The organism is Amycolatopsis sp. NPDC098790 (assembly GCF_044759945.1).
Classification (GTDB): domain Bacteria; phylum Actinomycetota; class Actinomycetes; order Mycobacteriales; family Pseudonocardiaceae; genus Amycolatopsis.
Genome location: NZ_JBIWAI010000013.1, coordinates 13,945 through 27,845, shown reverse-complemented (window position 1 = coordinate 27,845; position 13,901 = coordinate 13,945). Strand labels below are relative to the sequence as shown.

Annotated in this window: 13 protein-coding genes; 7 read left to right on the top strand and 6 right to left on the bottom strand. The window is 73.0% G+C overall.

Annotated elements, in window-relative coordinates:
• Positions 1-7 precede the first annotated feature (7 nt).
• Complete coding sequence (locus tag ACIQWX_RS49825) at positions 8-1,078, bottom strand: NAD(P)/FAD-dependent oxidoreductase (protein WP_400887169.1); 1,071 nt, start codon at positions 1,076-1,078, stop codon at positions 8-10.
• An 84-nt stretch (positions 1,079-1,162) separates the two neighbouring features.
• Here ACIQWX_RS49825 and ACIQWX_RS49820 point away from each other — a divergent pair, with 84 nt between their 5' ends.
• Positions 1,163-1,717 carry a suppressor of fused domain protein gene (locus ACIQWX_RS49820; RefSeq protein ID WP_400887166.1) on the top strand — a complete coding sequence of 185 codons (555 nt, stop codon included), beginning with the start codon at positions 1,163-1,165 and terminating at the stop codon, positions 1,715-1,717.
• On the opposite strand, the gene ACIQWX_RS49815 is transcribed toward ACIQWX_RS49820, so the two are convergent.
• Both ACIQWX_RS49815 and ACIQWX_RS49810 read right to left on the bottom strand, forming a co-directional pair.
• Positions 1,687-2,553, bottom strand: a complete 867-nt coding sequence (locus tag ACIQWX_RS49815; protein WP_400887163.1) for a LysR family transcriptional regulator — start codon at positions 2,551-2,553, stop codon at positions 1,687-1,689. The genes ACIQWX_RS49820 and ACIQWX_RS49815 overlap by 31 nt on opposite strands.
• A gap of 1 nt (position 2,554) precedes the next feature.
• The gene (locus ACIQWX_RS49810) at positions 2,555-2,992 is read right to left on the bottom strand and encodes a cytidine deaminase (protein WP_400887161.1); all 438 of its coding nucleotides are present in this window, start codon (positions 2,990-2,992) and stop codon (positions 2,555-2,557) included.
• Between the two features lie 99 nt (positions 2,993-3,091).
• On the opposite strand from ACIQWX_RS49810, the gene ACIQWX_RS49805 reads away from it, so the two are divergent.
• Entirely contained in the window at positions 3,092-3,997 is a 906-nt protein-coding gene (locus tag ACIQWX_RS49805; RefSeq protein ID WP_400887158.1) for an MBL fold metallo-hydrolase, read from the top strand.
• Between the two features lie 145 nt (positions 3,998-4,142).
• Here ACIQWX_RS49805 and ACIQWX_RS49800 read toward each other — a convergent pair whose 3' ends face one another.
• A complete protein-coding gene (locus ACIQWX_RS49800; protein WP_400887155.1) occupies positions 4,143-5,672 on the bottom strand; it encodes a phytoene desaturase family protein in 1,530 nt (509 codons plus the stop codon).
• Between the two features lie 271 nt (positions 5,673-5,943).
• Here ACIQWX_RS49800 and ACIQWX_RS49795 point away from each other — a divergent pair, with 271 nt between their 5' ends.
• The 3 genes from ACIQWX_RS49795 (at position 5,944) to ACIQWX_RS49785 (ending at position 10,103) form a co-directional block, all read left to right on the top strand.
• Positions 5,944-6,906, top strand: coding sequence for an RIO1 family regulatory kinase/ATPase (locus ACIQWX_RS49795; protein ID WP_400887152.1), 963 nt, complete (start codon positions 5,944-5,946; stop codon positions 6,904-6,906).
• A gap of 326 nt (positions 6,907-7,232) precedes the next feature.
• A complete protein-coding gene (locus ACIQWX_RS49790) occupies positions 7,233-8,831 on the top strand; it encodes a DEAD/DEAH box helicase (protein WP_400887150.1) in 1,599 nt (532 codons plus the stop codon).
• 96 nt (positions 8,832-8,927) lie between these two features.
• Positions 8,928-10,103, top strand: a complete 1,176-nt coding sequence (locus ACIQWX_RS49785; RefSeq protein WP_400887149.1) for an 8-amino-7-oxononanoate synthase — start codon at positions 8,928-8,930, stop codon at positions 10,101-10,103.
• Here the strand turns inward: ACIQWX_RS49785 and ACIQWX_RS49780 are convergent.
• Positions 10,100-10,534: a GNAT family N-acetyltransferase gene (locus tag ACIQWX_RS49780; RefSeq protein ID WP_400887146.1), complete on the bottom strand. Its 435-nt coding sequence runs from the start codon at positions 10,532-10,534 to the stop codon at positions 10,100-10,102. The genes ACIQWX_RS49785 and ACIQWX_RS49780 overlap by 4 nt on opposite strands.
• Before the next feature lie 18 nt (positions 10,535-10,552).
• The gene (locus ACIQWX_RS49775) at positions 10,553-11,368 is read right to left on the bottom strand and encodes a S1 family peptidase (RefSeq protein ID WP_400887143.1); all 816 of its coding nucleotides are present in this window, start codon (positions 11,366-11,368) and stop codon (positions 10,553-10,555) included.
• Positions 11,369-11,699: 331 nt separating this feature from the next.
• On the opposite strand from ACIQWX_RS49775, the gene ACIQWX_RS49770 reads away from it, so the two are divergent.
• Both ACIQWX_RS49770 and ACIQWX_RS49765 read left to right on the top strand, forming a co-directional pair.
• Complete coding sequence (locus ACIQWX_RS49770) at positions 11,700-12,383, top strand: M15 family metallopeptidase (RefSeq protein WP_400887313.1); 684 nt, start codon at positions 11,700-11,702, stop codon at positions 12,381-12,383.
• A gap of 97 nt (positions 12,384-12,480) precedes the next feature.
• Positions 12,481-13,875, top strand: a complete 1,395-nt coding sequence (locus ACIQWX_RS49765) for a mycothione reductase (protein ID WP_400887140.1) — start codon at positions 12,481-12,483, stop codon at positions 13,873-13,875.
• Positions 13,876-13,901: the final 26 nt, after the last annotated feature.

Genomic DNA, 13,901 nt, shown 5'->3' with positions numbered 1-13,901 from the left:
CCCCGGCTCAGAAGCGATCCGCAGCGAACGGCGTCAGGTCGAAGCCCGGGTCCTCCCCCAGCGCGACCGCCGCCACCAGCTTGCCGGCGAACGGCGCGTTCGTCAGCCCACCCGCGCCGAAGCCCGTCGACACCACCAGCCCCGGCCGGATCGCGCCCAGGATCGGCAACCCGTCCGGGGTGCCCGGGCGGAAGCCGACCCGGGTTTCCGCCAAGGTCGCGTCCGCGAGGCCGGGCGCCACCGTCAGCGCGTTGTCCAGCACCTCGCGCTGGCCCGCCGCCGTCACGCGGTAGTCGAAGCCCGACTCCGCCTCGCGCGTCGCGCCCGCCACCACGCGGCCGCCCGCGAACGCCAGCAGGTAGTGGCTCGTGCGGGGCAGCACCACCGGCCACGCCGCCGTCTCCGTGCCCGGCAGGTCGAAGTGGCTGATCTGCCCGCGGTGCGGCGTCACCGGCAGGTCGATCCCCAGCGGCGCCAGCAGTTCGCGGCTCCACGCGCCCGCCGCGACCACCACGCTGTCCGCCTCGAGCACGCCGTCCGGGCTCGCCACCGTCCCGTCGGCGCGGAACGCGACCTCCCCTTCGACGAACTTCGCGCCCCGGCGTTCGGCGTCGAGCAGCAGGGCGCGGCGCAGCTGGTGACCGTCGACGCGGCCCGCGCCGGCCAGGTGCACCGCGCCCAGCCCGGGCGCCAGCGCCGGGAACAGCTCGCGCGCCTGGGCCGGGTCGAGCCGGCGGACCTCGCCCATCTCCGGCGCGTCCGCCGCCCGCGCGGTCAGCCGCTCGTGCGTCTCGGCCAGCTCGGTGTCGTCGGCCGAGACGACCATGCCGCCGACGACCTCGAACGACGACTCCGCCAGCGAAGCCGCGAATTCGCGGTAGTACCGGCCGGCCGCCGACGCGAGCGGGTACAGGGCGTCGTCCCAGCGCGACGTCCACGGGCTGACGATCCCGGCGCCGGCTTCGGTGGCCGTCCCCGGGCGGGCCGCGTCCGCCACGACCACCTCCGCGCCCCGGCCCGCCAGGTGCCACGCCGTTGCCGCGCCGCCGATTCCGCTTCCGATCACGAGCACTCGCATGTCCCCCACCCTGCCCGAAAGTGCCGCGCCCGGGCCAACGGCCTTCCCCCGCGCCTCACGGTGACCGGTCGTATGCTGCGCGCCATGCCGAGCCGTGCCGAGCGGTATGTCGCCCATCTCGACACCCTGACCGGGGACGTCGAACCCCGGTTGCAGCCGATCACGTCGACCCACGCCGGGCTCGACGACGTCATCGCGTTCGTCTTCGCCGACGAACCGGAGCCGAGATACCTGACCGGCGCGACCTACGGCCTTTCGCTCGCCGACCACGCCGAGTGGCACGGCGTCAGACCGGAGCTGTGGATCAGCGTCCGGTCCGACGACCCGGTCTGGGCGCTGGCCATCGGCTACCTCGCCGAGCAGCTGCGGGGCACGTGCCCGTTCGTCTACGGCGACACCATCGACTTCGGCGAGCCGATCGCGCCGGAGTCCGCGATGACGGCGTTCGCCGTGTCGGCGCCGGCGGGCCTCGACGCGCACCAGTACACGCTGATCGACATCGGCGGCCCGCCGGTCAGCATCGCCGGCTGCTACCCGGTGCACGACACCGAGCGCAAGTACATCCGCGAGCACGGCATCGACGCGTTTTGGCAGCTGGACTGGGACCTCTACGACGTCCGGCGCCCGCCCGTCGTCTGATAGGCAGCCGTCGCGAGCTCGGCGAACGACCGCACCAGCGGGCCGGCGTCCCGCCAGGCGACGACCACCGGGTTCGGCGCCAGATCGGTCAGCGGCAAGACCGTCAGGTCGCCCGGCGGCCGGTGGCCGAGCGGCATCAGGCCGACGGTCCCGTTCCACAGCACGGCCTGCAGGCACTCCTGGACGCCGCGCACCACCGGACCTTCGCGTGGTTCGCCGCCGTGCCAGTAGGCCTGCCAGAGCGGGTCGGTGCCGTCCGGGAACCGGAACCACCGCCGGTCGGCCAGGTCGGCGAGCCGCAGGTGGTCGCGGCGGGCCAGCGGGTCGTCGGCGCGCAGGACGGCGCCCACTGGGTCTTCGCGCAGCCGGTGCACGGTCAGGCCGGTGTCGTCGAACGGCCCGCGGGTCAGCGCGACGTCGACGAGCCCGGCGCGCAGCCCGCACGTCGGGTCGGTCAGGTCCGTGTCGCGGACGCGGACCTCGACGCCGGGGTGGCGCCGCCGGTAGGCATCGGCCAGCCGCGTCGCGTCCGGGTCGGCGCTGTCGGCGAGGATGCCGACGGTGATCGTCGAGGCGCCGGCTGCCGACGCCACCCGCACGCGCGCCTGGTCGGCCTGGTCGAGCAGGGCGCGCGCCTCGTCGAGCAGCGCCGCGCCGGCGGGCGTGAGCGCGACGCCCGCGGCCGAGCGCACCAGCAGGACGGCGCCGACGTCGGCCTCCAGCTGCTTGACCGCGCGGCTCAGCGGCGGCTGGCTCATGTGCAGCCGCGCGGCGGCCCGGCCGAAGTGGAGCTCTTCGGCGACGGCAACGAAGTACCGCAGGGTGCGCAGCTCCACCTCAACGCTCGGCTTCGTACGGCCAGACGTCGTCGGGGAAGACGCGCGCGAACCAGTGCGGCTGGACGTCCCGCAGCCGCAGCGCCCGCCACCGCCGCGGATCGGCCGGCTCGGGGACGGCGACTTCGACGTCCGGCCCGTGGGCGAAGAGCCGTTCCTGGCAGACGCCGCAGGGCGCCAGGACCCAGTAGCCGCGGTCCTCGTCGGCCGCGGTCACGCAGACCGAGCCGGTCACGCGCCGCCCGAGCTTGAAGGCTTCGCAGATCGCGCCGGTTTCGTGGCACAGGCTGACGGCCTGGTTCGGGAAGTCCGGTGCGGTGCTCGTCAGCACGGTGCCGTCGTCGAGGCGCAGGGCCGCGGCCCCGGACCACGCCGTGCCGCCGAAGCGGTCACGCGCCAGCGCGATCGCCGCGTCCACCAGTTCCTGATCGACTGCCATGCGCCGACAGTAGCGCTGACCGGCGATGATGTTCTCCTGGTATCGGTACCTCCCGATCGGTCTTGGACGGCTTGCCCGCCGCGGCGGTGGAATCGGGTCATGACCAACATGACCGATCCCGCCGTGCGGGTGGCCGACGCCGTGGAACTCGCGCCGGACCTGCTGGTGCTCCCCAACCACGGCGTCGACCTGGTGCCGAACATCGGCGTCGTGGGCGGCTCGGAGGCCGTCCTCGTCGTCGACACCGGCCTCGGCGTCGCGAACGCGGCGGAGGTGCTCGCGTTCGCGACGGCGGTGGCCGCGGGCCGCCGCCTGTTCCTGACGACGACCCACTTCCACCCCGAGCACGCCTACGGCGCCCAGGCGTTCGCCGGCGCGGCGACGTACCTGGTCAACCGCGCCCAGGCCGACGACCTCGCCACGAAGGGCGCGGGCTACCTGGAGATGTTCCGCGGCCTGGACCCGGTGGTGGCCGCCCGGCTCGAGGACGTCCGCGTGCCGTCGCCGGACGAGGTGTACGACGGCACGCGGACGCTCGACCTCGGCGGCCGGACCGTCCGGCTGCGGCCGACGGGCCGGGGCCACACGCCCGGTGACCAGGTGGTCGAGGTCCCGGACGCCGGCGTCCTGTTCACCGGCGACCTGGCCGAGACCGGGCAGTTCGCGATCCTGCCGTGGTTCCCACCGCACGACACCGACGTGACGGGCGTCGGGTGGCTGTCGGTCCTGGACGGGCTGGTGGCGGCCGGCCCGCGGACGGTGGTGCCCGGGCACGGAGAGGTCGGCGGGGTGGCGGTGCTCACCGACGTCCGTGACTACTTGCGCGAGCTGCGGGACGAGACCTGGCGCCGGCTGGGCTCCGGGCTCGGCGTGGATTCCGTGGTCGCCGAGGTGCGTTCGGTGCTCGTCGAACGCCATCCGGAGTGGGCCGGCCGGGAGTGGATCGCCCCCGGGGTCGGCTGCCTGTGCGCCGAGCACGACGCACAGACCGCCGCCCAGGGGTGATCACCGGTGGCGGCGGGGTGGAGGGCGTTCGCCGAGGAAGCCTTCGCCGGAGCAGGTCCCGCCCGGGCCGACCCACCCCGGGATGGGTCAGCTCGCGCGGGCGCCTGGCCGGCGGCCGCTTTCCCTGGGGACGAACGCCTCCCGCTCAGCCGCCCAGGACCGCCATCGCCGCGTTGTGGCCCGGGATGCCGCTCACGCCACCTCCTCTCACGGCTCCCGCTCCACACAGCAGCACTCGCTCGTGGGCTGTCTCCACGCCCCACTTCCCTTGCTGCGCCGGGTCTTCCGCGTACGGCCACGCCAGGTCGCGGTGGAAGATGTGGCCCGCCGGCAGGCCCAACTCCGCCTCGAGGTCCAGCGGGGTCTTCGCCTCCACGCACGGCCTGCCGTCCGGGTCCGCGAGCAGGCAGTCCTCGATCGGCTCGGCCAGCACACTGTTCAGCGAAGCCAGCGTCGCGCGCAACGCCGCTTCGCGCGCCTCTTCGTTGCGCCCCTCGAAGAGACGCGCCGGCATGTGCAAGCCGAACAACGTCAGCGTCTGGGCGCCCGCTGCCCGTTCGGCCGGGCCGAGGATCGACGGGTCCGTCAACGAGTGGCAGTAGATCTCGCACGGCGGGAGCGTGGGGATCTTTCCCGCCGCCGCCTCGCGGTAGGCCGTCTCCAGCTGCGAATAGCTCTCGTTGACGTGGAAGGTGCCGCCGAACGCCTCCGCCGGGTCGACCCGCGGATCGCTCAGCTTCGGCAGCCGGGACAGCACCATGTTCACCTTCAGCTGCGCTCCCTCCGGCCGGTCCGGCGGCTCCTCGCCCAGCAGCCTCGCGAGCGTCGCCGGCGCGACGTTCGCCAGGACGTGCCCGCCGCGTACGACGTGCTCCGCGTCGTCGCGGCGGTAGCGCACCTCGCCGTCCGGGGCGACGGACAGCACTTCCGCACCCGTCACGAGACGCGCTCCCGCGGCGGCCGCCACCGCCGCGAGCGAACCGGTGACCGCGCCCATGCCGCCGACCGGGACGTCCCAGTCGCCGGTTCCGTTGCCGATCACGTGGTAAAGCAGGCACCGGTTCTGCCGCAGGTCCTCGTCACCCGCAGCGGCGAACGTGCCGATCAGCGCGTCGGTGAGCACGACGCCGCGGACCGTGTCGTCGCCGAACCACGACGTCAGCGTCTCGCCGATCGGCCGTTCGAACAACGCCGTCCACGCCTCGGCGTCGCCCACCCTCGACCGGAAGTCCACTTCGGACAGCAGTGGTTCGGTGAGGGTGCCGAAGACGCGCTCGGCCACACCGCCCGCCAGCGCGTAGAACCGTTGCCACGCAGCGAAGTCCGCTGTGGATCCGGTGATCGCGCGGAACGACGCCGCCGTCCGGTCGTCGTCGCCCGTGTCGACAAGGAGACCCGTGTCGCCCCTCGGCGTGTAGGACGACATCCGGCGCCGCAGCAGCCGGACGTCGAGACCCAGGTCGGCCACGATCTTCTTCGGCAGCAGGCTGACCAGGTAGGAGTAGCGGGACAGCCGGACGTCCACGCCGTCGAACGCGCGGAACGACACGGCGGCGCCACCGGTCTCCCCGCGTCGTTCGAGCACGAGCACCGACCGGCCCGCCCGCGCCAGGTACGCGGCCGCCACCAGCCCGTTGTGCCCGCCGCCGACGACCACGACGTCGTAGGAATCCATCCGCCCCTCCTCGGGTGTTGCCTGCCCGTTCATCGTGGCCACGCCGACCCGGCGAATTCAAGGAAACGTCGCGAACGGTCCTTTCGCGCTATTCGGTTGCGCGGAGGGCGACCGACCCGGCAAGCTGAAGCGCAACCGGCAGGGAGCCGGGGTAAGAGCGGGGAGGTGCCGTCGTGATGGATGTCCGGGCCCTTTCGCGCCCTCACCCACCCGCCCCCCGGAGCTGACCACGCGCCCGGTGGGGCATCCCTGACCAAGGAGAACCCCACCAGTGCGCATGCACGACTTCGAAGACTTCGACTCGTTCGACGACCAGTCCACCCGCCGTCAGGCGCGGTCGCGTCGCCGCGGGCGGTTGGACGATCCCGAGCCCACCCGCAGCGGCCGGCTCACCGAAGGCGAACGCGTCCGGCTCGCCAAGCTGCGCGACGACGCCTACACCGAAAACCAGCTCCCGGACGGCGCCGACCGCTGGTCCACCTGGGACGACGCCGAACACGGCCCGCGGCCCCGGCCGGACTGGGTCGTCACCGAGCTCGCCGCGGTCGACACCGACCTCGGCGTCCTCAAGACCGGCAAGGAGGCCGACGTCCACCTGCTGCGCCGCGGCCTGCCCGGCACCGAAGGCACGCTGCTCGCCGCGAAGCGCTACCGCAGCGACGAACACAAGCTCTTCCACCGCGACGCGGGCTACCTCGAAGGACGGCGGATGCGCCGGTCCCGCGAGATGCGCGCGATCGAGCACCGCACGGCGTTCGGCCGCAACCTCATCGCCGAACAGTGGGCCGTCGCCGAGTTCGCCGCGTTGAGTCGCTTGTGGACGCTCGGTGCGCCCGTGCCGTACCCGGTGCAGCGCAACGGCACCGAGCTGCTGCTGGAGTTCCTCGGCGAGGAGGACGGGACGGCCGCGCCGCGGCTGGCCCAGGTGCGCCCGGACCCGGACGAGCTGAAGGACCTGTGGTTCCAGGCCACCGGGGCCCTGGAACTGCTCGCCTCGGAAGGGCTCGCGCACGGCGACCTCTCGGCGTACAACCTGCTGGTGCACCGGGGCCGGCTGATGGTGATCGACCTACCGCAGGTCGTCGACGTCGTCGCCAACCCCGGCGGCGCCGAATTCCTCGCCAGGGACGTGCGCAACCTCGCCGGCTGGTTCCACGGCCGCGGGCTCGGCGAGCACGTCACGAACACCGACGGGCTGCTGGCCGACCTCGTTTCCGCGGCCGGGCTCGCCTGACCTCGCGGCGGCGTCGCGGATGTGGCACGGAACACGTCTGCGACGCCGCCCACAACGGGTTACCTCCATGCGGAGGACCAGCTCCCCTTCAGGTACTATCGATTCAGACCGCAACCGGCGGCGTGGATGTAGTTGGTGTCCGTCGCCTCCAAAGCCACCGAATGGCTCGCGGTGATCCGTAATCCCAAGCGGCGCGCAGTGTCGGAAAAGCGCAAGACACAGTGTGCCGGGTCCGTCCTTGTGAACGCCCACCGCACACCATCTTGCCCTGCCTGCGCGCGGGGAGCCCGGGCCTCCTTGTGACGAACCATGTCCGAGAGGCATTTGTGACCGTCACGTTCAACTCCGGCCCTTCCTCGACGTCCGCGCGCGCGGACCGTCCCGACCGCAAGCCGCGCCAGCGGCCCGCCGGTGGGGACATGCTGCGCGACGACGCCGTCGAGCTCGTGGCCACCAAGACCTTCGCCGAGCTGGGCCTGCCGGAGCCGCTGCTCCGCGCGCTCGCCGACGCGGGCATCACCACCCCGTTCCCGATCCAGTCCGCGACCATCCCGGACGCGCTGGCCGGCCGCGACGTGCTGGGCCGCGCCCAGACCGGCTCCGGCAAGACCCTCGCCTTCGGCCTGGCCATGCTGGCCCGGCTCGACGGCGGCAAGGCCCGCCCGAAGCGCCCCCGCGCGCTGATCCTGGTCCCGACCCGCGAGCTGGCGATGCAGGTCGCCGACTCGCTGACCCCGCTGGCCAAGTCCCTCGGCCTGTGGTGCCGCACCGCCGTCGGCGGGATGGCCTTCGCCCGCCAGGCGGACGCGCTCTCCCGCGGCGTCGACCTGCTGATCGCCACCCCGGGCCGGCTGTCGGACCACGTCCGGCAGGGCACCGCGCACCTGGGCGACTGCAACTTCATCGCGCTCGACGAGGCCGACCAGATGGCGGACATGGGCTTCATGCCGCAGGTCCGCGAGATCATGGACCTGACCCCGCCGGGCGGGCAGCGGCTGCTGTTCTCCGCGACGCTCGACGGTGACGTCAACCGCCTGGTCAAGCAGTACCTGACCGACCCGGTGACGCACTCGGTCGCGCCGTCGACCGCGAGCGTCACGACCATGGACCACCACGTGCTCCAGGTCTCGCACCAGGACAAGCAGGACGTCATCACGCAGATCGGCGCCCGCGAGGGCCGCACGATCATGTTCGTGCGGACCAAGCACCACGTCGACCGCCTGACCGAGCGGCTGCGCGAGCAGGGCGTCCACGCGGCGGCGCTGCACGGCGGCAAGACGCAGGGGCAGCGCAACCGCGTCCTGGCCGACTTCAAGGAAGGCCACACCCCGGTGCTGGTCGCCACGGACGTCGCGGCCCGCGGCATCCACGTCGACGACATCTCGCTGGTGCTGCACGTCGACCCGGCCGCCGACCACAAGGACTACCTGCACCGCGCCGGCCGCACGGCCCGCGCCGGGGCGTCCGGCGTGGTCGTCACGCTGGCGACGCACGACCAGCGCCGGATGGTCCGCCGGCTGACCGACCGGGCCGGCGTCCGCGCCGAGTCCACGACGGTCCGCCCGGGCGACGACGCGCTGTCGCGCATCACCGGCGCCCGGGAGCCCAGCGGCGAGCCGGTCGTCGAGCGGCGGCGCGAGAACCCGCGTCGCGGCGGTGGCTTCCGCGGCGACCGCGGCTTCGGCGGCGGGCGCGGCGGTGACCGCGGTGGCTACAACCGCGGCGAGCGCAGCTACGGCGACCGTGACCGCGGCAGCTACGGCGGCGGCGACCGCGACCGCGGTGGCGAGCGTGGCGGCTACCGCGGCGGCGACCGCGAAGGCCGTCCCGGCGGCTTCGGCGGCCGCGGCCGTCAGCCCCGCTCGGGCAACGGCGGTGGCTACGGCCGCCCGAGCCGTGGCCCGCGTCGCGGCTACGACAGCTGATTTCCCCCTGGAAGCCCCGGACTCCGGTCCGGGGCTTCCGGCGTTTCCGGGCCCTGGTTCACGGCCCGGCGCACGGCGGATGGGAGACTGCGGGACGTGACTACGCCGCCGACGCCCCCGCCCGATGAGGTTTTCGACTGGCTCGACGTCGAGGCGGAGAAGCGGGCGAACGCGGGGCTCGTGCGGCAGCTGCGGCCGCGGCCGGCGCAGGCGGACGAGCTGGACCTGGCCGGGAACGACTACCTCGGGCTGGCCCGCGACAAGCGCGTCGCCGGGGCCGCCGCGGCCGCCGCGCTGCGCTGGGGCGCCGGGTCGACCGGGTCCCGGCTGGTCACCGGGTCGACCGAGCTGCACACCGAGCTGGAGCTGGAGCTCGCCCGGTTCTGCGGCGCACAGGCGGCGCTCGTGTTCTCGTCCGGGTTCGCCGCGAACCTGGGTGCGGTGACGGCGTTGTCGGGATCCGAGTCGGCGATCGTGACCGACAAGTACATCCACGCTTCCCTGATCGAAGGCTGCCGGCTGTCGCGCGCCGACGTCGCCGCGGTCGCGCACTCGACGCCGTCGGCGATCAAGCACGCGCTGGCGACCCGGCGCAAGCCGCGGGCGCTGGTGGTGACCGATTCGGTGTTCTCGGTGGACGGCGATCTCGCCCCGCTCGGCGAGCTGGCCGGAATCTGCCGCTCACACGGCGCGGCGCTGCTCGTGGACGACGCGCACGGCTTCGGCGTCCTCGGCGAAGGCGGGCGGGGCGCGGTCCACGCGGCCGGGCTGTCCGGCGCGCCCGACGTCGTCACGACGTTGACGCTGTCGAAGTCGCTCGGCGCCCAGGGCGGAGCCGTGGTCGGGCCGCGGCGCGTGATCAAGCACCTCGTGGACACCGCGCGCAGCTTCATCTTCGACACCGCGCTGGCGCCGGCGAGCGCCGCGGCCGCATTGGCCGCGTTGCACGCGCTGAAGGAAGAGCCGGGGCTGGCCGAGAAGGTCGTCGAGAACGCGGGCAACCTGTCGATGTCGCTGAAGGCGGCCGGGTTGAAGGCGAGCCTGCCGGACGCCGCCGTGATCTCGGTGCAGGCGCCGTCGGCCGAGACGGCCGTCGCGTGGGCGGCGGCGTGCGCGGAGCACGGCATCCGGGTCGGGTGCTTCCGGCCGCCGTCGGTGCCGGACGGCATTTCGCGGCTGCGGTTGACGGCGCGGGCCGACCTCACGGAGGCCGATGTGGAACGCGCGGTGAAGGTGATCACGGCGACCGCTCCGCGCGGCGCTACGGCTTAAGCCGGGCGGCGGCGCATGCGGATGTGCGGGATCCCGTCGTCGTCGGTGTACTCCGCGCCCTCCGCCACGAAGCCATATCGCGCGTAGAAACCCTGGACGTACGTCTGGGCGTCCAGCACGTACTCACCAGGGATCGTCAAAGCCGCGTCCATCAGCTGGGCCGCCAAGCCCTGGCCCCGGGCCGATGCCGCCGTGACCACGCGGCCGATGCGGCGGACGCCGTCCGGGTCCAGCAGCACCCGCAGGTACGACGTGACCCCGCTCGCGTCCGCGAACCACAGGTGGCGGGTGTCCGGCCGGAGGTCGCGGCCGTCCAGTTCCGGGTACGCGGCCTTCTGCTCCACCACGAACACGTCCACGCGCAGGCGGAGGATGTCGTGGAGCTGGGCGGCGGTCAGTTCGGGCCCGGTCGCGTCGTGCAGGGTCGGCATGTCCCCTGCCTATCACGCTCAGCCGAGGAGGCGGGGCCTGGCCTGGGCCTCGATGTCGGCCGTGTACGCCGAGACGCGCGTGTAGACGCCCGGCTTGCCCGGCTTGCCGCAGCCGTCGCCGAAGGACACGATCCCGATCAGCGTGTCGCCCACGACGAGCGGGCCGCCCGAGTCGCCCTGGCAGGCGTCGATGCCGCCCTTCTCGTACCCCGCGCAGACCATCGTCTTCTGGTCGTACACGGAGTAGTCGGCGCGGCAGGCGCTGTCCGAGACCACGGGGACCTGGGCGCCGCGCAGGTAGTCGGAGCGGTCGCCGCCGTCGGCGATGCGGCCCCAGCCGAGCACCGTCGCCTGCGTGCCTTCGCGGTACGAAGCCGTGTCGCCGCTCTCGGGCAGCTTCGCGGGCCGGTAGTCGAGCTGGCCGCGGACGGTCAGCACCGCGATGTCGTCGCCCTGCGTCGGGTCGCTGTAGCCCTTGCCGATCCAGACTTTCGAGACACCCAGAACCTGACCGTCGTCGGTGCGCTTGTCCTCGCGGCCCGCCACCACGCGGACGTCCTGCTTCGCGACCGCCTTGGCGCAGTGCGCCGCCGTCGCGACCGCCGTCGAGCTGACGATCACCGCGCCGCAGAACTGGTTGCCGCCGGCGTCGGTCAGGTAGACCGCGTACGGGTGGTCCGAAAGGGATGCCCTGTCGCCGCCCACGATCCGCGGCTGGTTGGCCGAAGCCGGGTCCGCCGACGCCGTGCCGACCACCACCGGGACGGCCACCGCGGCGACCGCGAGGAGCGCGCCGCTCGCGAGCAGCAGGGATCGGCGGGACTTCACGGACATGGGACTTCCCCCTCTTCGGAGCAGCACAAGACAGAGCACTCAGCACTCGGATGACTCCGGTGCGTGAACGACGTGCGCTCAATACCCTAATCCGAGGGGGCCCAAAACGGTGTCACTGGAACGGGTGGACTCCGCGCCGAACACACGCCTCTGTCAAGCTGGCCGGATGCGGAGAGCGGCGGCGGCACTCGGGGCGGTCCTGGCCCTGACGGCGGCCGCGTGCTCGACCGAAGTGCCTTCGACGCCGCAACCTGCGCCTTCTCCGCCCGCGTCGACCACGGTCGCGGCGCAGGCGGCCCCGGCGCCGAGCCCGCCCGCCGCCACCTGGCAGGTGGGTCTCCACCCGCTGCCCCTGCGTCCCGACGGCTTCGGCGAGATCGAGCCGACGCCACCCGAACTGGTGAACCGGGCACTTCCGACAAAAGACATCCTGCCGCCTCCGGCCGGCGACCGGTACGCGTCGACGATCAGCGCTGTGCCGCCCGGCGTCCTCGCGCGCAGCACCTGGCAGGCCGCCTGCCCGGTCAAGCCGACCGACCTGCGCTACCTGACCATGTCGTTCTGGGGGTTCGACGGCCGCGCGCACACCGGCGAAATGCTCGTCAACGCGAAGGGCGCCACCGGGATCACCAAGGTCTTCGGGCAGCTCTTCGCGGCGCACTTCCCCCTGGAGGAGATGCGCGTGACCAGCCCCGCCGAACTGACCGCACCGCCGACCGGCGACGGCAACAGCACCAGCGCGTTCGTCTGCCGCCCGGCGCGCGGGCAGACGACCTGGTCTGCGCACGCGTACGGGCTCGCGGTCGACGTCAACCCGTTCTGCAACCCCTACACGCAAGGCGACCTCGTGCTGCCCGAGCTGGCCTCGGCCTACGTCGACCGCGCGAACCACCGGCCGGGCATGGTCCTGGCCGGCGACGCGACCGTGCGCGCGTTCGCCGCGATCGGCTGGACGTGGGGCGGTGCCTGGACCAGCCCGAAGGACCGGATGCACTTCACCGCGACCGGCCATTGACCACGTAATACGACGTTGAGCACAAGCGGGAACACCCGCTTCGCGCGGACGGTTGGCTAGGGTGAACCGACCGGACCCAATCCCCGCGGAGGATGCAGTGCCCCACTACGACCTGGTGATCGTCGGGACGGGATCGGGGAACTCCATCCTCGGCCCGGACTTCGCCGGCAAGAAGACGGCGATCGTGGAGAAGGGCACCTTCGGCGGCACCTGCCTGAACGTCGGCTGCATCCCGACCAAGATGTTCGTGTACGCCGCCGATGTCGCGTACACGCCTTCGCACAGCGCGAAGTACGGCGTCGACGAAGAGCTGAAGGGCGTCCGCTGGCGCGACATCCGCGACCGGATCTTCGGCCGGATCGACCCGATCGCCGCCGGTGGCGCGGAGTACCGCCGCAGCCACGAGGACAACAAGGACGTCGACGTCTACGAAGGCACCGCCCGCTTCACCGGGCACAAGGAGCTGACCGTCAGCTTCGCCGACGGCCGTCCCGACGAGGTGCTGACCGCCGACAAGTTCGTGCTCGCCGCGGGCGGGCGCCCGGTCATCCCGGACATCCCGGGGCTGGGCGACGTCGAGTACTACACGTCCGACACCGTGATGCGGCTCGACGAGCTGCCCGGGCGGATCGTCGTCCTCGGCGGCGGGTACATCGCGGCCGAGTTCGCGCACGTCTTCGCCTCGTTCGGCGTGCACGTCACGCTGGTCAACCGCTCCGGGCGCCTGCTGCGCTCGGAGGACGAGGACGTCAGCGAGCGGTTCACCGAGCTGGCCGCGGAACGCTTCGACGTCCGGCTGGACCGCAAGACCGTGCGGGCGCGCAAGACCGGCAGCGGGGTGGCGCTGGACCTCGAAGGCCCGCAGGGTGCCGAAACCGTCGAGGCCGACCTGCTGCTGATCGCCACCGGTCGCCGTCCGAACTCCGACCTCCTCGACGTCGCCGCCACCGGAGTGACCACAAAGGACAGTGGGCACGTCGTCGTCGACGACTACCAGGAGACCGCGGTCGAGGGCGTCTACGCGCTCGGCGACCTGTCTTCGCCGCACGAGCTGAAGCACGTCGCGAACCACGAAGCCCGCGTGGTGCAGCACAACCTGGTGCACCCGGACGACCGGATCACCGCCGACCACCGGTTCGTGCCGCACGCGGTGTTCACCCATCCGCAGGTCGCCTCGGTCGGGCTCACCGAGCAGAAGGCGCGCGAGCTGGGCGTGTCCTACGTCGTCTCGAAGCAGGACTACGCCGGGATCGCGTACGGCTGGGCGATGGAGGACACGACGGGCTTCGCGAAGCTCCTGGCCGACCCGGCGACCGGCAAGCTGCTGGGCGCGCACATCATCGGGCCGCAGGCGTCGTCGGTGATCCAGCCGCTGATCCAGGCGATGAGCTTCGGCCTGGACGCGCGTTCGATGGCGCGTGGCCAGTACTGGATCCACCCGGCGATGCCGGAGCTGGTCGAGAACGCCCTGCTCAACCTGCCCCTGGACTGAGTCACCGCGGGCCGGGCGGGGTGACC